General features: G+C 63.7%; 17 protein-coding genes and 1 tRNA gene. 2 read left to right on the top strand and 16 right to left on the bottom strand.

From position 1 onward, the window contains the following. Positions 1-598 precede the first annotated feature (598 nt). The 8 genes from ASU23_RS16320 to ASU23_RS16285 all read right to left on the bottom strand — a co-directional run bounded on the left by ASU23_RS16320 (position 599) and on the right by ASU23_RS16285 (position 7,536). Positions 599-796 (bottom strand): hypothetical protein, encoded by a 198-nt coding sequence (locus tag ASU23_RS16320; RefSeq protein WP_003946112.1) that lies wholly within the window; start codon positions 794-796, stop codon positions 599-601. 152 nt (positions 797-948) lie between these two features. Continuing rightward, complete coding sequence (locus ASU23_RS16315) at positions 949-1,371, bottom strand: DUF2752 domain-containing protein (RefSeq protein WP_058038266.1); 423 nt, start codon at positions 1,369-1,371, stop codon at positions 949-951. A gap of 30 nt (positions 1,372-1,401) precedes the next feature. Then, entirely contained in the window at positions 1,402-1,971 is a 570-nt protein-coding gene (locus tag ASU23_RS16310; protein WP_021342696.1) for an RDD family protein, read from the bottom strand. Positions 1,972-2,092: 121 nt separating this feature from the next. Beyond that, positions 2,093-2,165, bottom strand: a tRNA-Thr gene (locus tag ASU23_RS16305). Positions 2,166-2,195: 30 nt separating this feature from the next. After that, a complete protein-coding gene (locus ASU23_RS16300) occupies positions 2,196-3,425 on the bottom strand; it encodes a DNA polymerase III subunit delta' (protein WP_019746652.1) in 1,230 nt (409 codons plus the stop codon). Positions 3,426-3,458: 33 nt separating this feature from the next. After that, the gene (gene topA / locus ASU23_RS16295; RefSeq protein WP_003946104.1) at positions 3,459-6,395 is read right to left on the bottom strand and encodes a type I DNA topoisomerase; all 2,937 of its coding nucleotides are present in this window, start codon (positions 6,393-6,395) and stop codon (positions 3,459-3,461) included. Between the two features lie 169 nt (positions 6,396-6,564). Beyond that, the gene (locus ASU23_RS16290; RefSeq protein WP_003946106.1) at positions 6,565-7,149 is read right to left on the bottom strand and encodes a hypothetical protein; all 585 of its coding nucleotides are present in this window, start codon (positions 7,147-7,149) and stop codon (positions 6,565-6,567) included. A 183-nt stretch (positions 7,150-7,332) separates the two neighbouring features. Continuing rightward, positions 7,333-7,536 (bottom strand): cold-shock protein, encoded by a 204-nt coding sequence (locus ASU23_RS16285; RefSeq protein ID WP_003946117.1) that lies wholly within the window; start codon positions 7,534-7,536, stop codon positions 7,333-7,335. Between the two features lie 456 nt (positions 7,537-7,992). Here ASU23_RS16285 and ASU23_RS16280 point away from each other — a divergent pair, with 456 nt between their 5' ends. Then, complete coding sequence (locus tag ASU23_RS16280; protein ID WP_030535671.1) at positions 7,993-10,281, top strand: DEAD/DEAH box helicase; 2,289 nt, start codon at positions 7,993-7,995, stop codon at positions 10,279-10,281. Here ASU23_RS16280 and ASU23_RS16275 read toward each other — a convergent pair. The 7 genes from ASU23_RS16275 to ssd all read right to left on the bottom strand — a co-directional run bounded on the left by ASU23_RS16275 (position 10,274) and on the right by ssd (position 14,887). After that, entirely contained in the window at positions 10,274-10,624 is a 351-nt protein-coding gene (locus ASU23_RS16275) for an Rv3654c family TadE-like protein (protein ID WP_007732450.1), read from the bottom strand. The two genes, ASU23_RS16280 and ASU23_RS16275, sit on opposite strands and share 8 nt — an antisense overlap. Continuing rightward, entirely contained in the window at positions 10,621-10,980 is a 360-nt protein-coding gene (locus tag ASU23_RS16270) for a TadE family type IV pilus minor pilin (protein WP_058038261.1), read from the bottom strand. The genes ASU23_RS16275 and ASU23_RS16270 overlap by 4 nt, the downstream gene beginning before the upstream one ends. Beyond that, positions 10,980-11,183 (bottom strand): DUF4244 domain-containing protein, encoded by a 204-nt coding sequence (locus tag ASU23_RS16265; RefSeq protein ID WP_007732448.1) that lies wholly within the window; start codon positions 11,181-11,183, stop codon positions 10,980-10,982. Before ASU23_RS16265 ends, ASU23_RS16270 begins: the two co-directional genes overlap by 1 nt. Before the next feature lie 65 nt (positions 11,184-11,248). Next, positions 11,249-11,833: a type II secretion system F family protein gene (locus tag ASU23_RS16260; RefSeq protein ID WP_058038260.1), complete on the bottom strand. Its 585-nt coding sequence runs from the start codon at positions 11,831-11,833 to the stop codon at positions 11,249-11,251. Next, on the bottom strand, positions 11,830-12,618 hold the full coding sequence (locus ASU23_RS16255) for a type II secretion system F family protein (protein ID WP_058038259.1): 789 nt from the start codon (positions 12,616-12,618) through the stop codon (positions 11,830-11,832). The genes ASU23_RS16260 and ASU23_RS16255 overlap by 4 nt, the downstream gene beginning before the upstream one ends. Beyond that, positions 12,615-13,796 carry a TadA family conjugal transfer-associated ATPase gene (locus ASU23_RS16250; protein ID WP_058038258.1) on the bottom strand — a complete coding sequence of 394 codons (1,182 nt, stop codon included), beginning with the start codon at positions 13,794-13,796 and terminating at the stop codon, positions 12,615-12,617. Before ASU23_RS16250 ends, ASU23_RS16255 begins: the two co-directional genes overlap by 4 nt. Continuing rightward, positions 13,793-14,887 carry a septum site-determining protein Ssd gene (gene ssd, locus ASU23_RS16245; protein ID WP_058038257.1) on the bottom strand — a complete coding sequence of 365 codons (1,095 nt, stop codon included), beginning with the start codon at positions 14,885-14,887 and terminating at the stop codon, positions 13,793-13,795. Before ssd ends, ASU23_RS16250 begins: the two co-directional genes overlap by 4 nt. Positions 14,888-15,199: 312 nt before the next feature. On the opposite strand from ssd, the gene ASU23_RS16240 reads away from it, so the two are divergent. After that, entirely contained in the window at positions 15,200-16,018 is an 819-nt protein-coding gene (locus tag ASU23_RS16240) for an HAD-IB family hydrolase (RefSeq protein WP_003946123.1), read from the top strand. A 391-nt stretch (positions 16,019-16,409) separates the two neighbouring features. Here ASU23_RS16240 and ASU23_RS16235 read toward each other — a convergent pair whose 3' ends face one another. Next, positions 16,410-17,159: a hypothetical protein gene (locus tag ASU23_RS16235; RefSeq protein ID WP_003946100.1), complete on the bottom strand. Its 750-nt coding sequence runs from the start codon at positions 17,157-17,159 to the stop codon at positions 16,410-16,412. Positions 17,160-17,180 lie beyond the last annotated feature (21 nt).

The following is a 17,180-nucleotide window of genomic DNA, read 5'->3' as shown; positions in this document are numbered from 1 at the left end:
CACGCCGCCAGCGTTCGTCCTGAGCCAGGATCAAACTCTCCGTTGAAGACTCTAGATATCACCAACCCGAAGGCCGGCTAATCAGTCATAGACAAAAAGAGTCAAATCACTAGCAAAAAACTCAACTAGCAAAAAAATGTGTCGGCAACCATTCAGACGGAAGAATGAACAATCACCGACGAAAAATACTCACACCACACACAAACCAACCAAACCCCAAGAGGCGGTTGATCATTCGCGGATGTGAAGTACCAAAAAAATTTTGGCACTGACATTCATCGACACACTGTTGAGTTCTCAAAGAACACGCACACACCATCACCACGACCCTATGGCCGCCGCTCCGGGGCAACTTTTCCAGCCTATCCCAACCTGATCATCGGCGCAAACCGCTGAACATTCGGGGAAGAACTGGAGGTGAAGCACAACCATACACGATGGAAACTACTTCAGATTTTGGTCAGGCACTTCGTACAACCTCGTGTCACTCACCCTCGCAGGTGGGAGTCGGTGTCCGTGTCGCTCTGACCTGGACAAAGTTACGCGAAGATCAACACAACACCAAATCGCCAGGTCAGAGCACTGCGGTCGGTTAACTTCACGGAACCCAGTACCTCTCGGCCAGTTCTTCGACGATCGGATCGCCTTCCTCGGCCTGCTCCAACGCTTCGAGATCGTCGTTGATCGACACCAACCGCGGATCGTCACCCTCAGCTTCCTGAATCGGGTGCCGACCGTCCTCGGCGAGTTGCCTCAGCAACTTTTCCTTGACGCGGGCTTTCAACGAATCAGCCATACCGCCAGCATGTGCCGCGCGGGCCCAGTTGTCGAGGCCTACTCGTCGTCCTTCTTGCCGAAGACCCGTCGTGCCGTCGGAATCAAGATGATCAGCGCGCCGAGCAGAACGATGAGCGAAAAAACCTGCAGTGCCATGTCGACCTCTTACCGTCACGCCGGCGCGAGCCAGCTCCCCCACGGGGTGTTTCGAACAACCGTAAATGCAACGAGAACTCCGAGCACCACGATCGTCACAGTCGGCCGAAGCACGATCATGCGATCCCGCGTGCCTTTCCAACGGCGCACTGTCCAACCGATCCACGCGATCACCAACGCCGCGATAAACGGCACGATCAAGGCATTGCTGGACACTGCGGCGCCAATATCCAGATTAGTCAGGTCATTGACCGCACGAAGGCCACCACACGCCGGGCACCACAATCCCGTCAACGCGTACATCGGACAAACGCCGTAACTACCCGCGCTGTGGGGATCACGGAAGTGGAGTACCGCGGCGGCCGTCACGGCCACTGCAGCAACACCGACGGGTGCGGCCAGCGAGCGTCGTCGACTTGTGACCGCTTCCAACTCCATGGCACCCACTGTAAGAGACCCCGGCAGCGACTAGCGGGCGCGAACGACTACCGACCGGACCACCATGTCGTGCCAGCACTGGTGCTTCGAGTCCCAGAGCGGCCAGAGATAGTTGAGGAAGCATGCCCCACCCAGGATCGCCATCATGATCCAACGAAGCAGCGCCATAACCGGGCCGAGCGGTACACCGTCGGACTCCCGAATCACCGAAATTCCCAGCCACTTCTTGCCGAGCGTCTGTCCGGTGTTCCCTTGTCTGAAGACGAGGTTCCATACCTCGATCAAGAAGATCGCCAGTATGCCGACGACCATGACGATCACGCCGACCGGATTGCCGCCTTCAGCGCTCACGCTGCCGTCGTCGTATGTGGTCACTTCGGATCCGGAGAACGCGATCACTGCTCCGATGCCCGCGAGGATGACGCCGGGGAGCGGAACGACAAAGCCGTCGAGGATTGACGCGAACACCCGCGAGATCCAGCTTGCGTACGGATAGGCGGGCGTCGGCGGCTGATAACCCTGCGGCGGCATCGGCGGCATCTGCCCGTACGGCGGCTGATTCTGCGATGGTTGGCCTGGTCCCCAGTTCTGATCCGACATCGAGGTCTCCCCTGTTCAGGCACGTGTTCGCCAAACTCAGGATAAACCGCACATACGCAAGAATTGGGAACTAACGACAAGAGCCCCACATCCGGATTTCCGGGTGTGGGGCTCTTGGCTGAGCTGCCTGAGAGAATCGAACTCTCGACCTTTTCATTACGAGTGAAATGCTCTACCGACTGAGCTAAGGCAGCGTGCCTTTCGGCGGTGGCGAGTCTATCTGGTCAACCCCCGGATCGCGAAAACGGGGGTCGGAAAGCGGCTCCGATGGAGGCAACCATCGCATCGAGCGCCCACTGCAACTTGACGTTGAAGTCGACGGCCTCGCGGCATTCGAGCACCGCTTCGATGCATTTGAGCAACCCCTCCGGGGACGTTCGTGCAGCCAACTCGGCGGCCTGCCGAGCCATGTCGGGATGGGTCGCCGTCGACGTCGACCCCAGCGAATAGGAAAGCGCGTCCCGGTACATGCCGGCCAGGTCGATCAGCGTCCGGTCGAGAAGATCGCGGCGGGCCCGGGTGTCGCGCGATTTCTGGCGCGCTTCGAGGTCCTTGATCAGACCAGCCGATCCGCGCAGAGTCCCGGCTGTTCCCTTGCCGGTTCCACCGCCACCCAAGGAGACCTTGAGCTCCTCGAGTTCCTGTTCCTTGAGTTCGGCGTAGAACGCCTTGGTGTCAGCCTCGATCGACTTCACCAAGTTCTCTGCGGCCTTGTACGCCGTCGAAGCACCGATCGCGTCGGCGGCCAGCCGAAGCGAACGCTGACGCTCGTCGCGCGCGCTCTCGTCGGTGGCGAGGCGCCGCGCCCGACCGACATGTCCGCCGCTGATCGATGCGGCGATTCTCGCCCGTTCCGGATCCAGCCCGTCGCGGTCGATCAGTACCTGAGCGATCGATTCGACGGACGGCGTCACCAACGGCATGTGCCTACACCGCGATCGGAGGGTGACAGACATGTCTTCCGGATCGGTCGTCGGCGCGCAGAGCAGGATGACCGTGCGGTCCGGCGGCTCCTCGACAACCTTCAGGAGGGCGTTGGCTGCGCCTTCGGTCAAACGATCGGCATCCTCGACCACGATCACCTGCCACCGCCCCGTCGTCGGTCGACGCGAAGCGATGTTGACTATCTCGCGCATGCCTTTGACGCTGATGCTCAGGCCGTCGGGGATGATCCGTCGTACGTCGCCATGGGTTCCACCCATCGTCGTCGTACACGCATGACACTCACCGCACCCTGGTGCACCGTCGGAGGTGCATTGCAGGGCAGCGGCGAAGCAGAGAGCAGCCACCGAACGACCAGAGCCGGGTGGCCCGGTGAAGAGCCACGCGTGGGTCATCTCCGAGCCGCTGGAATCGCCACGAGCCGACAGTGCAGCATCACGCAGGCTCTGCTCGACGTCGTGCTGACCCACCAGCCGACCGAACACACCTCGTTCGGCCACTTCAGTACTCATGCAAAAACCCTAACCGTCGGCACCGACGAAGCCTTACGAGTCTTTCTTCGCCGGAGCCTTCTTGGCGGCGGCCTTCTTTGCCGGGGCCTTCTTTGCGGCTGTTTTCTTGGCAGCGGCCTTCTTGGCCGGAGCCTTCTTGGCTGCTGCCTTCTTCTTGACCGGGCCGCGCGCACGACGATCAGCCAGCAACTCCGACGCCCGAGCATCAGAAATGGATTCGACGTCGTCGTCCTTGCGAAGGCTGGCGTTGGTCTCGCCGTCGGTGACGTACGGACCGAAACGGCCGTCCTTGATCACCATCGGCTTCTCGCTGACCGGATCGACGCCCAACTCACGCAGCGGAGGCGTTGCCGACGCCTGACGCCCACGACGCTTCGGCTCGGCGTAGATCTTGAGCGCCTCGTCGAGCGTGACGGTGAACATCTGCTCTTCGTTGGCGAGCGAGCGTGAGTCCGTGCCCTTCTTCAGGTACGGACCGTAACGGCCGTTCTGCGCGGTGATCTCTTCCTTCGATTCGGGGTCGACACCCACGACGCGCGGAAGCGACAGCAGACGCAGCGCATCTTCCAAGGTGATCGTCGCCAAATCCATGGACTTGAGCAGCGATCCCGTCCGCGGCTTGGGGCCCGCGACCTTCTTGGCAGCCTTCTTCGCGGGTGCCTTCTTGGCTGCGGCCTTCTTCACCGCAGTCTTGGTACTGCCCGAACTGATTTCTTCCGGCTCGGGAGCGGTGACGGGAACGATGTCCGGTTCCGGCTCGGCCGGCGGTTCGGGCAGGATCTCGGTCACGTAGGGACCGAAGCGGCCTTCCTTCGCGACGATCTCGTGGCCCGTCAGTGGGTCGACGCCCAGCTTGCGGCCCTCTTGAGGCGTCGAGAACAACTTCTCGGCGTACTCGGGAGTGAGCTCGTCCGGTGGCAGGTCATCGGGAAGATTTGCCCGCTGCGAGATCAGATCGCCTTCGGGATCGTCCGGATTCTGAACCATGCGCTCGAGATACGGCCCGAACCGGCCGACGCGCACGTGAACCTCGCGACCCTCGGCGTCGTCGAACAGTCGGATGGAGTTGACCTCGCGAGCGTCGATCTCCTCGAGATTGACACCGACCATCTTCTTCAGCCCGCCCTCGCGGGCGACCGAACCTTCAGCGCCTGTCTCGCCGCCGAAGTAGAAGCTGCTCAGCCAGTTGCCGCGCTGCTCACGGCCGCCGGCGATCGCGTCGAGATCGTCTTCCATTCCTGCCGTGAAATCGAAGTCGACCAGCCGGCCGAAGTGCACCTCGAGCAGCCCGATGACGGCAAACGCCACCCAGGACGGAACCAGCGCGCTGCCACGCTTGTAGACGTATCCGCGATCGAGAATGGTCTTGATGATCGACGAGTAGGTCGAAGGACGGCCGATGCCGAGTTCTTCGAGCGTCTTGATCAGGCTGGCTTCTGTGTAGCGAGCGGGTGGGTTGGTGCTGTGTCCGTCCGGATCAAGCTTGGTGGCCGTGACTTCCTGACCCTTGACCAGCACCGGAAGCCTGGATTCGGCGTCGTCGGACTGACCGCCGGCCTCTTCGTCGACGCTCTCGACGTAAGCCTTGAGGAAGCCGGCGAACACGATGGTGCGACCCGAAGCGGAGAACGTGCAGTCCTCGCCGGTGCCTGCCGTGCCGGAGATGCGAAGCGTCAACGTCGTACCGCGGGCGTCGGCCATCTGCGAAGCGACGGTCCGCTGCCAGATCAGTTCGTACAGCTTGAACTCGTCGGAATCGAGCTTGGAGTGCAGCTGACCCGGGGTCTGGAACACGTCGCCGGCGGGGCGGATCGCCTCGTGGGCTTCCTGCGCGTTCTTGACCTTGCGGGTGTACTGACGCGGCGTCGGATGCACGTATTCCGGACCGTACAACTCGGTGGCCTGCGCACGAGCGGCAGCGATCGCCGACTCCGAGAGAGTCGTCGAGTCGGTACGCATGTAGGTGATGTAGCCGTTTTCGTACAGACGCTGTGCGATGCGCATTGCACGCTCGGACGTGAAACGAAGTTTGCGTCCGGCTTCCTGCTGGAGCGTCGACGTCATGAACGGCGGGTAAGGCTTGCGGGTGTACGGCTTGTCCTCGGCGGAGGAAACCGTGAGGTCGACGCCCTGCAATGCTTCCGCGAGACGACGCGCGTATGCCTCGTCGAGCACAGTGACCGCGCTGCCCTTGAGCTTTCCGTCAGCTCCGAAATCACGGCCGGAGGCGACACGCGAACCGTCGACGGAGACCAGGCGAGCACCGAAACTACGCGGGCTGGCCTCTGCACCGGCGTCGAGCGTCGCGGAAATGTCCCAGTACGACGCCGACTTGAACGCCATGCGCTCGCGTTCACGCTGGACGATGACGCGAGTGGCCACCGATTGGACGCGGCCGGCCGAGAGCTTCGGCATGACCTTCTTCCAGAGAACCGGGCTGACCTCGTAACCGTAGAGACGGTCGAGGATGCGGCGGGTTTCCTGAGCATCGACGAGGTCGGTGTCGAGTTCGCGGGTGTCTTCGGCGGCAGCACGGATTGCCGGCTCGGTGATCTCGTGGAAGACCATTCGACGAACCGGAATCTTGGGCTTGAGAGTCTCGAGGAGATGCCAGGCGATTGCCTCGCCCTCGCGGTCGGGGTCAGTTGCGAGGAAGAGCTCGTCGGCGTCCTTCAACAGAGACTTGAGTTCGGCGACCTTGCCCTTCTTTTCCGGGCTCACGACATAGAGCGGCTCGAAGTCGTGATCGACGTTGACGCCGAGACGGGCCCACGACTCGCCCTTGTACTTGGCCGGAACGTCCGCTGCGCCGCGCGGGAGGTCGCGAATGTGACCGACCGATGCCTCTACGACGTAGTCCTTACCGAGGTAGGGAGCGATTTTGCGCGCCTTGGTCGGTGACTCGACGATCACGAGGCGACGAGGGTTACCGGACGCTCCCTGACCGCTGCCGTTGTCCGCTTTAGCCACCTGCTGCCCGAGCCTTCCTTTGGACGTTCACTGCCGTCGGCAGATCTTCAGAACTAGACGTGTGGAGCAAGTTATACCCCGTGTCTCTCTTTACAGAGTGACATACCCGCAAGACATTCGTGCAGATCAGTACAGTATGGGCTCCGTCGGACACGCGGCATGAGCACTGTCAGACGTGTGGCCAGGCGACCGAGGTGTCGACGTGTTTCGGCGCCTCACCGAGGTATTCGACGAGCTTTGTCAGTCTCTTCTTTCCCGACACACGGAGCCCCGGACCCGGTGTCCGGTTACCCAGTTGAGTCGGCGCGATACCAACCCTCATCAAGGCCTGAGCCAGCGGTGCGTGTGTCTCCTTCGCATGGGGGTCGAGGCCGAACACGAATCGTTCACCGCCTTCTTCGAGTCGGCCGGCGGCGACGGCCCACACTCGGAGTTGGCGAGAATTAGGAACCCACCCGACCGGCACCGCCTTCACTGCTCCCTTGGTCCATTGCACGGACAGCGGAAGGAGTGCGGGCGTCGACTGAGTTCGGACGAGTGGGCTGCCTTCTTCGCTACGCGTCACCTCGGCCCCGAGTCCGCACTGCGCGATCAACTCGGCAACGGCCTGTGCTCTCCAGTCCCGATCCACGACGATCGAGATCCGCGCGCGATCCTCCGAGGTCACGACCTGCCCCGGTCCGGCCAGCATTCCGGCGAGGTCCGTCACGGCAGGTGGAATCGACTCGGCAGAGAAAAAGGACAGTTGGCTCACAGAGTGAAACGTAAGCCACGAAGGTACTGACGGCATAGACGACCGGCCGTGGTCGGACAGCTGCGTGCATTACCTCGGACAGAGAAAGACTGGCTCAGCCCGAAAAGATTTGTCCCCCACCGCACGGATGCGATGGGGGACAAATACTGTCCGAACTAATCGCTCAGCGAGTGAGCGGAAAAATCAGACCGCGCGAACGCCGGTAGCCTGGGGACCCTTGGTGCCCTGGCCGACCTCGAACTCCACACGCTGGTTCTCCTCGAGGGTACGGAAGCCGTTGCCCTGAATTTCGGAGTAGTGAACGAAGACGTCTGCGGAACCGTCTTCGGGAGCGATGAAGCCGAAGCCCTTTTCAGCGTTGAACCACTTCACAGTGCCCTGTGCCATGCTTTTCCTTCTCTTTCTAACACCGGATTCGGTGAACAGCCCTTACAGTCCACCGGGCCGGTTCCGACCGCTGTACGTCTTTATTTCCCCCTCAGGAAAGGCAGAGCACCGCGCCCGCAACAACGATCCTGCGAGCGTGCACTTTCTCAAGCCTACGAACACAGAAGCTGCGACCGATTGTCAGTCAACCATGTTCTCCGCGTGCACAACAGTCGAAAAGGGAACTAAAAACGTTAAAAGTTCGCTACGAGAAAAACAGCCCACGATCGTGGTTTCCCGCGCGCGCGCCGAGCACCCGGTTCCACCAAGACCGCCGACCGTTGCGTATCATCAAAACTGCAGGTAGCGACAGTTTCCGATTGCCGCCACACCCCAACGCCGAGCCCGGAGAGTCACGTGAACGCACCTTCCCCGACTCCCGCCCCGGGAGGGAAGCCTGGCGAGACCTACGGGCAGATGCTGCTCGATCGGGTCGTCGCCGGGGTCAGTGGAAGCGAAAAACCACTGATGTTCACCGCGCAGTTACCTGCTCGCGTAGCCGAGTTCACCGAATGGCCGGAGTGGGTGCACCCCAGCGTCGTACGTGCGCTCGCCGAGCACAGCGTGCGGTCCCCGTGGATCCACCAGAGTGAGGCCGCCGACCTCGCTCACGAGGGAAAACACGTGGTCGTGGCCACCGGTACGGCGTCGGGTAAGTCACTGGCGTACCAACTCCCGGTGCTGACGGCCATGGCGACCGATCCGCTCGCAACTGCCCTGTACCTCTCCCCCACCAAAGCGCTGGGCTCGGATCAACTGCGAGCAGTGCTGTCCCTCACCGACTTCGACGTCGAACTTCGCAGCACGAACGCCAGTGCGTACGACGGCGACACCTCGCAGGAACTCCGCACTTGGGCACGTGAGAACTCACGCTGGCTCTTCACCAACCCCGACATGATCCACATTTCTCTGCTCAGAACCCATCAGCGATGGGCACACTTCTTCCGCAACCTGAAATACGTGATCATCGACGAATGCCACTCCTACAGGGGAGTCTTCGGATCCAACGTCGCGCTCGTGATCCGGCGATTACGCAGAATTGCAGCCCGTTACGGCGCCGAACCCACCTTCATCCTGGCCAGCGCGACCACAGCAGATCCCGGCGCGGCGGCCTCGCGGCTCATAGGCGCACACTGCACCGAGGTCACGGAAGACGGATCGCCGCACGGCCCACGCACCGTCGCCCTGTGGGAACCACCGCTACTGGAGGCATTGACCGGCGAAAACGGTAGCCCGGTACGACGTCCCGCGGGCGCGGAAGCCGCGCGGATCATGGCCGACCTCATGATCGAAGGCGCCCGCACTCTCACCTTCGTCCGCTCCCGCCGCGGCGCCGAGCTGACCGCGATGGCCACCAAACGTCTACTCGCCGAGGTGGACCCGGACCTCGCCGAGCGAGTCGCGTCGTATCGCGCCGGATATCTGGCCGAGGACCGACGCGAACTGGAAGCTGCGCTCGCCGACGGCACGCTGCTGGGCGCAGCCACCACCAACGCGCTGGAGCTCGGCGTCGACATCGCAGGCCTCGACGCCGTTGTCGTGGCAGGCTTCCCGGGGACCGTTGCCTCGTTCTGGCAGCAGGCCGGTCGCTCCGGGCGACGCGGCGAGGGTTCACTCGTCGTGTTGATCGCCCGCGACGATCCACTCGACACCTACCTCGTTCACCATCCGTCAGCGGTACTCGACAAACCCGTCGAGGCGACGGTGACAGATCCCGGAAATCCGTACGTCCTGGGACCACAACTTCTCTGCGCTGCAATGGAACTCCCACTTTCCGATGCCGAGGTGGACGCGTTCGGGGCTCTCGAGGTTCTGACGAGACTGTCCGAGGAAGGCAAGATCCGGCGCCGAAAGCACGGATGGTTCGTCACCGCCGATTCGAACCCCCACGGCTCTTTGGACATTCGCGGCGGCATCGGAACTCAGGTGGCCATTGTCGACGGGGAATCCGGCCGGATGCTGGGCACTGTCGACGCGGGCCGCGCTCCGGCCACAGTTCATCCCGGCGCCGTGCACATCCATCAAGGCGAGACCTACGTCGTCGACGAACTGGACCTCGACGTCGGACTCGCATTGGTACACACCGAGAATCCGGACTGGACCACCTCGGCCCGCGAGACCACCGAAATCACGATCACCGAACAACTCGAGCACAAGAACTACGGCGACATCGCCGTCGCTCTCGTCCAGGTCGAGGTGACACATCAAGTCGTCGGATACCTACGACGGTTGACTTCGGGTGAAGTCCTCGACTCGATCGAACTCGACATGCCCGCACACACTTTGCCCACCAGGGCAGTGATGTACACGGTCACGCCGGAACTCCTCGAATCCATCGGGGTCCCGCCCGAACGGTTCCCCGGATCACTGCATGCCGCCGAACATGCCGCAATCGGCCTGCTGCCACTGGTGGCGATCTGCGACCGCGGAGACATCGGCGGAGTGTCCACCGCGATGCACGCGGACACCGGACTCCCGACCGTCTTCGTCTACGACGGTCATGCCGGCGGCGCCGGGTTCGCCGACCGAGGGCACAGCGAACTGTCCCGATGGCTCACCGCGACGCGCGACGCCATACTGTCCTGCGAGTGCGCTCACGGTTGCCCGTCCTGCGTCTATTCACCCAAGTGCGGCAACGGAAACGACCCACTCGACAAAGACGGCGCGGTCAAGGTTCTGACCGCCGTGATCGACACCATCAGCTGACCGGACCCGCACGCGCGTAAGCCTGCGCATCCCCGATCCCGAAGCCCGACAACAACACCGGTGCGCGTATCTCGACCAATACATCCCAACCCTGCACCTCGCACTCCTCGAGCACCGTGCGCATCCGCTCCGCGATCACCGCGGACATCTCACACGCCGACTCGTCGCCGCCGTCCAAGGCGCCCGCACCGCCGAGAGCCGAAAGATCAGCGGCCGACTGAGCCGTGTGCCGAGCCACCACTGCGGAACCGACATGCAGCATCCCGCCGGTCACCATCACGATCGCCGCCAGAACGCAGCACGCCAGAACCGTGGCAACACCTTCGTCGTCACGTAGGTTCACCCCTCCTCCACTCCCGACTCCACAGCTGCCACCGCCTCGGAAGAAATGTCGATCAACGGCAGCAACGCACTCTCGGCGCTGACAACGGCAACGGCAAAACCGTCCACGATCTCCACCGAGATCGACGCATCTTCGGGTGCGATCCGGCGGGCCGTGGCGACCGCAGACTCACGATCACCACGTGCCACCAACCGCGCGGCCTCACGAGCGGCGTCGACACACCGAACCTGCATCGACACCGCCAGGACTCCACCGACACACAGCACGACCACCGTGACGATCGAAGCCAGAGCAATCGCGGCCTCCACCGTCACGGCGCCGTCGTCGGCTTGCCGAATACCTCTCGTGGACAACATCACACAGCTGTCTTGAGCGCCTTGTCGATGATGCCTGTCAGCGCCGAGACAATGGAGTCGCCAGTGACAACCGTGTACAGGACGGCACCGAATGCGGCAGCCGCAATCGTGCCGATCGCATACTCCGCGGTGGACATGCCGTCGTCCTCGGCAACCAACAGCGCAAATCTGGCCGACACCGTCCTCAACGTCTTCGAAATCATTTCTCCCCCTTCAATCGAAACCTGTGGCAGCACTTCTGCCGCAGGAGCTTTCACTCGGATCCGGCTCACAGCAGGCCGTTACCGAGCACAGTCGTGGCAAGCCCGATCACCACCGGGACGATGCCCAAGGCGATGAACGCCGGCAGGAAACACAGCCCGAGTGGACCGCTGATCAGCACTCCCGCGCGTTCGGCTGCGGCGGCAGCAAGATCCTCGGCGTCACCTCGACTGCGCTCGGCGAGTTCGGCCATGGACGAGGACAGCGACGAACCCGAACGGGCGGAACGCCGAGCCATTCTGGCGAGCGCCTCGGTATCGGGATCGAGAGCGGCCTCGCTCCACGCGGCGTCCGGATCGGCACCGAGCGCCAGAAGGTCGGCGACGCGACGAAGCGAGTCGGCCATCGGTTTCGGTGCCGTCGACGCCATCGCTGTGATCGCGGCGGAGACGGGAAGCCCCGCTCGTAGGCAGGCCCCGAGAAGGTCGAGACTTGCGGCAACTGCGAGTGGATCCGGCTTGTCCGGGACTGAAACCGAATTTTCTGTTGTTGTGTCCGCGAAGAGAATTTCTGCCGCCCTGGCCGAAGCACCGCGCCGATCGGGAATGATCGCGAGCGCCAACGCCATCATCACCACGGATGCCCAACTCACGACGTGACCTTCGCAGCTATCCGGTCGGTCCAGAGCAGACCCGCTGAGACACAAGCGGTTCCGATCACCAGGAGCACGCCGCCGAGCCCACCTCCGAACAGCACGCGCAGCGGCGAAGCCCCCATCAATTGCCCGAGACCGATCCCCAACAGCGGGAGAAAGGCCAACACCGCAGCGGTCGCCCGAGCGCCCGCCAACCCGGCCTCGGTACGCTGACGAAAGCGTCTACGTCCCAACATGTCCGTCCGGACGGCGCCGAGTAGTTCCGCCAGCGCCAGCCCGTGTTGGTCTGCGACCCGCCAGACGGATCCGATGCGGGAGAACTCACGCTCGATGCACGAATCCGGTACCGCGAAGGCCGCTGCGGCAGAACCACCGAGACGCGCCCTGGCCCCAGCGGAACGGAATACGGCACTCACTTCTCCGGTACATTCCTCGCCTGCAACAGAACTGGCCGCTGCAGGATGCGCGCCGACGCTCAGCTCGGCGATCAGCACCTCCAGACCGGAGAGCAGCATCTTCTGTGAGAGGTCCCGGGTTTCGGCTGCATTCGCGCGTCGGCCACGGAGGATCAGGGTCCCGGCGAGGACGACAGCCGCACACCCTGCCGGAAGACCTCCGAGGATCCACGCGGCCGAAATCGCGAGAAATGCGGCGACGAACTGCCACGGAATCTGCCGGGAGGGCTTGCGGACGCTCGGGGTGTACGTGGCGAGCCGAGCACGTGAATCCCGCACCGGCGCAATCGAGACCGCCAACGCGAAGGCCAAGAGGGAAACCGTCACGTCCCGACCTCTCGATTGCGAAGCCGGAACATCCGCTCGAGCCGCTCACGACCCGAACCGCCGTCCGGCCACGCCTGCATGATTCGTACATACCCGTCCGCACCGCGGTCGATGACACCGATCTGTTCGAGACGCCTCGATCCGTCAGCCAATCTGTGCATGTGCAGGATCACTTGAACTGCCGCGGCAAGTTGACTGTGCAACGCGTGGCGATCCATCCCGCCGAGCGCCGCCAACGCCTCGAGTCTGGCCGGCACCTCTTCGGGCGAATTGGCGTGAACGGTGCCGGCGCCGCCGTCGTGGCCGGTGTTCATCGCCGTGAGCAGATCAGTCACCTCTGCGCCGCGGACCTCACCGACGACGATGCGATCGGGACGCATTCGTAGTGCCTGCCGAACCAGATCGCGCACCGTCACCTCTCCGACGCCCTCGACGTTGGGAGCTCTGGCGACGAGGCGGACGACGTGCGGATGCGGCGGCGCCAGTTCGGCCGCGTCCTCGACACAGACGATTCGCTCGCGCGGGTCGACCGCGCCGAGCATGGCGGACAACAACGTGGTCTTTCCCGCACCGGTCCCGCCGATCACCAGAAAAGCCAAGCGACAAGAAATGATGCGATTGAGGAGCTCCCGCGCGTCCGGTTCCACGGCGCCGTGGGCGGACAGGGCGTCGAGACCCTGGGTCGCGGGCCGCAACACTCGCAGTGACACGCAGGTTCCACCCTGGGCCACGGGTGCGAGTACGGCATGAAGTCGCACCCCGAAGTGCCCGTCGCCGACGCCCCGCAGGCGGCCGTCGACCCACGGTTGGGCGTCGTCGAGGCGTCGACCTGCCGACAGTGCCAACCGCTGCGCCAGTCGACGCACGGCTGCCTCGTCGGTGAACCGGACCCCCGACCTTTCGAGGCCGACCCCGCGGTCCACCCAGACCTGATCCGGCGCGGTCACCAGTACGTCGGCGACCCCGGGTTCGTGCAGTAGAGGTTCGAGCGGCCCCGCGCCTGTCAGTTCCGTCTGGAGCACCCTGACGACCTCCAACAGATCCGTGTCCGCCAGAACGCCGGAGGACTCGGCTCGCACGGCATCGGCAACGGTGGCCGCCGTCGGCTCGCCGACCGACGACGCCGTCAATCGCTCGCGAACTCGGTCGAGCAGTTCGGCCGTGACCAACGCACTCATGCCGCAGCCCTGCGCGGGCGTGCGCCGGATTCGACGGCGTCGAGTACCGCTGTTGCCGCCACACTCAACGGACAACCGCGGGTCAATTCGAGGCCACCACGCTCGAGCATCGGCGCCAGCGATCGGTGGCCGCGCATCACGGCCGTCAGGGGCAGGCCGAGCATGTCTGCCACATCGGCGCCGCGTAGGCCTCCCGGTGCCGGCCCACGCACGACGAGCCCGACGTTGGAGTTGTGTCGCACCACCCAGGCTCCGACCTTCTCGGCCGCGACGCATGCGGCCACGGTGGCCGGAACCACCACGAGCACCGAATCCGACATCTCCAACACGGCCTGACCTACCTCGCTGGGATGACGTGGCACGTCGCAGACCACGAGCCCGCCGGAACTGCGACCTGCGTCCAGCACGGCGCGAACGGCGGTCACTGTCGGACCGTCGATCTCCCGGCGACTGCTCGCCAGAACCCTCAGAAACTTTCCCTTCGCCGGCAGTGCATCGCGCAGCGCCTCCGGGGACAACCGCCCGCCCTCGACGGTCAGTGCACCCCAACGTAATCCGGGAGCAGTCTCGATACCCAACAGCACGTCGGCGCCGGAACCGAGTGCGTCGACGTCCACCAACAGCGTCGGGACGTGACGTGCCGCCGACGTCAACGCGACAGCCGCAGCAGTTGCCGAGGCTCCGCCGCCGCCACAACCACCCACCCCGCTCACGACGGTGCCGTCACCACTGACGTCGACGTGATCGGCCAGAACTGCGACCAGCGCGTTCTCTTCCTCGGGCAAGGACAGAACGCTGTCGGCTCCGATGGCGGTGGCGCTCTTCCAATCGTCGACGGTCGGTGTGCCGTCGCATACGAGGAACACTCGCGTTCGCTTGGGGGAACGAGCCAGAGCATCTCGCGCCGCCGACGCGTCCAGTACCACCGTCGAGGCCCGGTTCCACTGTTGCCGGGACACGGGATGTTCGGCCTCGTCCAGCCGGCGGTCCACCGCGGCAGCGACGCGTCGCACGCTCGCGAGGATTTTCGCGTCGTCGACGAGAACCAGAATGGGAGCCCCGGTTTCCTGAGAGCTGATCGTCGTGTTCATGACTGCAGAGCCTGAACGAGCACCGGCACCGAAAACAGTGGGCCGAACAACCCTGTGGACAACTGGGAGGTTGGGGAGAAACAGGCCTGAGACAGAGGACGACCCCCGCCAATGGGGGGAGGAGGCGGGGGCCGTCTGAGTTCAGCCCCGGGGGGTCGGGCTGAACTAGTTCGAACGAATCGAACAGCAACGATCTTACACCCGCCATCGGCGAGAAATGCAAGCCTGAGCTGCACTGAACTGCTGTTTTTCGCCGAAAGAGGACGCTTGCCGAAGAGCACACGAACCGCCTGTCGGACTATCCTCAATCCTGTGACCGACAAGCCTGCGAACGGACTGAATACCGGGCGGACAGCCGCTTTCTTCGATTTGGACAAAACGATCATCGCGAAGTCGAGCACCCTGGCGTTCAGCAAGCCATTCTTCGCACAGGGTCTGATCAATCGACGCTCGGTTCTCAAGAGCAGCTATGCGCAATTCCTGTTTCTACTGTCCGGCGCCGATCACGATCAGATGGAGCGCATGCGCGAGCATCTGACGGCGATGTGTGCGGGCTGGGACGTGGAACAGGTGAAGGCCGTCGTCGCGGAGACTCTGCACGACATCGTCGATCCACTCGTCTTCGCCGAGGCGGCCGATCTGATCGCAGATCACAAGCTGCGTGGACACGACGTCATCGTCGTGTCTGCTTCGGGTGAAGAGATCGTCGCACCGATCGCCCGCGCCCTCGGCGCCACCCATTCCGTCGCGACGTCGATGAGGGAGGAAGACGGCCACTACACCGGCGAGGTGGACTTCTACTGCTACGGCCCCGGCAAGGTCGAAGCCATGGAAAAACTCGCCGCGGAGTACGGTTACGACCTCGCCGCCAGTTACGCCTACTCCGACTCGGTGACGGATTTACCCATGCTCGAGGCTGTCGGACATCCGACCGCAGTCAACCCCGATCGAGCGTTGCGCAAGGAAGCGGCCGTAAACGGTTGGCCCATACTGACTTTCTCGAATCCGGTCTCACTTCGTGCCCGATTGTCGGCCCAGTCCACGACCACGGTGGCCACTACCGCTGCGGTGGGAATCGCAGCTCTGGTGGCCGGCGCCATGACCTTCGGGCTACTGCGCCGGAAACGCTGAAATCCAAGGCCCACAAACAAAAATTGGTACTTGCTGTGAGCCCGGACACAGGGTACAAAGGAGTTACGGAAGAACGGAAGGCCAGGAACGGCTCGGAAGAGAAGGACCGTTTCCCCAACCGAAATTCCTAGCACGGGCACTAGGGCACCCACGCGGAGCACAAGCCACTATAAGGGCAGAAGCGTTGTGGGCCTGCGAGATTCGTTCAATTTGAGCGAGGACCCCGCACAGGTTGCGGGGACGACCTCAGAAAGCGCGATCCCTCGCCGAGGCCACCCACACAACCCACCGAGCACGCTTGGTAACGAGTAGTCCGTGCTGACGGGCGGCGAAGTCGATTTATCGGCAGCGCCGCCCGTTCGTTATGTTCCGACAGGCGCAATTTGCCGGACTATCCGGTAGCGGCGTCGGCAATCGAAGTCGCCTCTCGCGCACCGGCTTCGAGAGCACCACAGCACAGAATCACCCAGCTGCCGACGCCCGCCGGATTTCCCGAAGCGAATCCTGCCGCGCCGTCCGTGTACGCCTGTGGCCGCCGAAGCCAACTGACCTCGGGGACCCCGAGATTGTGCGGATCCAGTCCCGACGAGACCGCAACCAGACGCGAGGCCGCGCGGGCGACGATGCCGTCAGCGGTGCCGAACGGGCTCAGCGCCAAGAGTTCTCCGTGTACGACGGCCGCCAGAACAGGTGCCGGTGCACTGGTTCCGCCTGTAACGAGTTGGGCGAGAGCGTCCAACCGCTCCCCCACTCCGCGATCCGACCGTGGCCGCCCCAGTTGATCTGCGTCCTCGACGAGATCCGCCGCGGCCAACAGGTGCAGCCGGGCCAGAGCCTGAAGTGGGGCGCGCTTCCACGTCGACTCCATGAGCGGAAGGCTGTCGCCGTCGAGAGCCTGAGCCACGCGCAGAGCACCCGCGAGAATCGGATCACCGGCCATGCCCTCGGTCGGCAATTCGGTGGTGCCACCGGCGAGCGATGCGGAAGCGCGCGCGGCACGAACCGCGGCTTCGGCGGCAGTGGTGGGCCAACCGCGACGGTTGGTCTTGTGCCGATGAACCTCACCCAGAGCATCGCGCGCATGATCGGCGGCGGCGCGTACGCCTGGAAGATCGACGAGGGGCTGCAAGGGGTCCGTCACGATCAACGACGGTACCCTTGC

The sequence above is a fragment of the Rhodococcus sp. KB6 genome, assembly GCF_001445685.1.
Taxonomy (GTDB): Bacteria; Actinomycetota; Actinomycetes; order Mycobacteriales; family Mycobacteriaceae; genus Rhodococcus_F; species Rhodococcus_F qingshengii.
This window is presented reverse-complemented; position numbering and strand designations above follow the sequence as displayed.

Excerpts from the sequence above, each read along its gene's own strand:
- ASU23_RS16320 (WP_003946112.1), bottom strand. The coding sequence starts at position 796 with ATGGCTGATTCGTTGAAAGCCCGCGTCAAGGAAAAGTTGCTGAGGCAA.
- ASU23_RS16315 (WP_058038266.1), bottom strand. The coding sequence starts at position 1,371 with ATGGAGTTGGAAGCGGTCACAAGTCGACGACGCTCGCTGGCCGCACCC.
- ASU23_RS16310 (WP_021342696.1), bottom strand. The coding sequence starts at position 1,971 with ATGTCGGATCAGAACTGGGGACCAGGCCAACCATCGCAGAATCAGCCG.
- ASU23_RS16300 (WP_019746652.1), bottom strand. The coding sequence starts at position 3,425 with ATGAGTACTGAAGTGGCCGAACGAGGTGTGTTCGGTCGGCTGGTGGGT.
- ASU23_RS16285 (WP_003946117.1), bottom strand. The coding sequence starts at position 7,536 with ATGGCACAGGGCACTGTGAAGTGGTTCAACGCTGAAAAGGGCTTCGGC.
- ASU23_RS16280 (WP_030535671.1), top strand. The coding sequence starts at position 7,993 with ATGCTGCTCGATCGGGTCGTCGCCGGGGTCAGTGGAAGCGAAAAACCA.
- ASU23_RS16270 (WP_058038261.1), bottom strand. The coding sequence starts at position 10,980 with ATGTTGTCCACGAGAGGTATTCGGCAAGCCGACGACGGCGCCGTGACG.
- ASU23_RS16265 (WP_007732448.1), bottom strand. The coding sequence starts at position 11,183 with ATGATTTCGAAGACGTTGAGGACGGTGTCGGCCAGATTTGCGCTGTTG.
- ASU23_RS16250 (WP_058038258.1), bottom strand. The coding sequence starts at position 13,796 with ATGAGTGCGTTGGTCACGGCCGAACTGCTCGACCGAGTTCGCGAGCGA.
- ssd (WP_058038257.1), bottom strand. The coding sequence starts at position 14,887 with ATGAACACGACGATCAGCTCTCAGGAAACCGGGGCTCCCATTCTGGTT.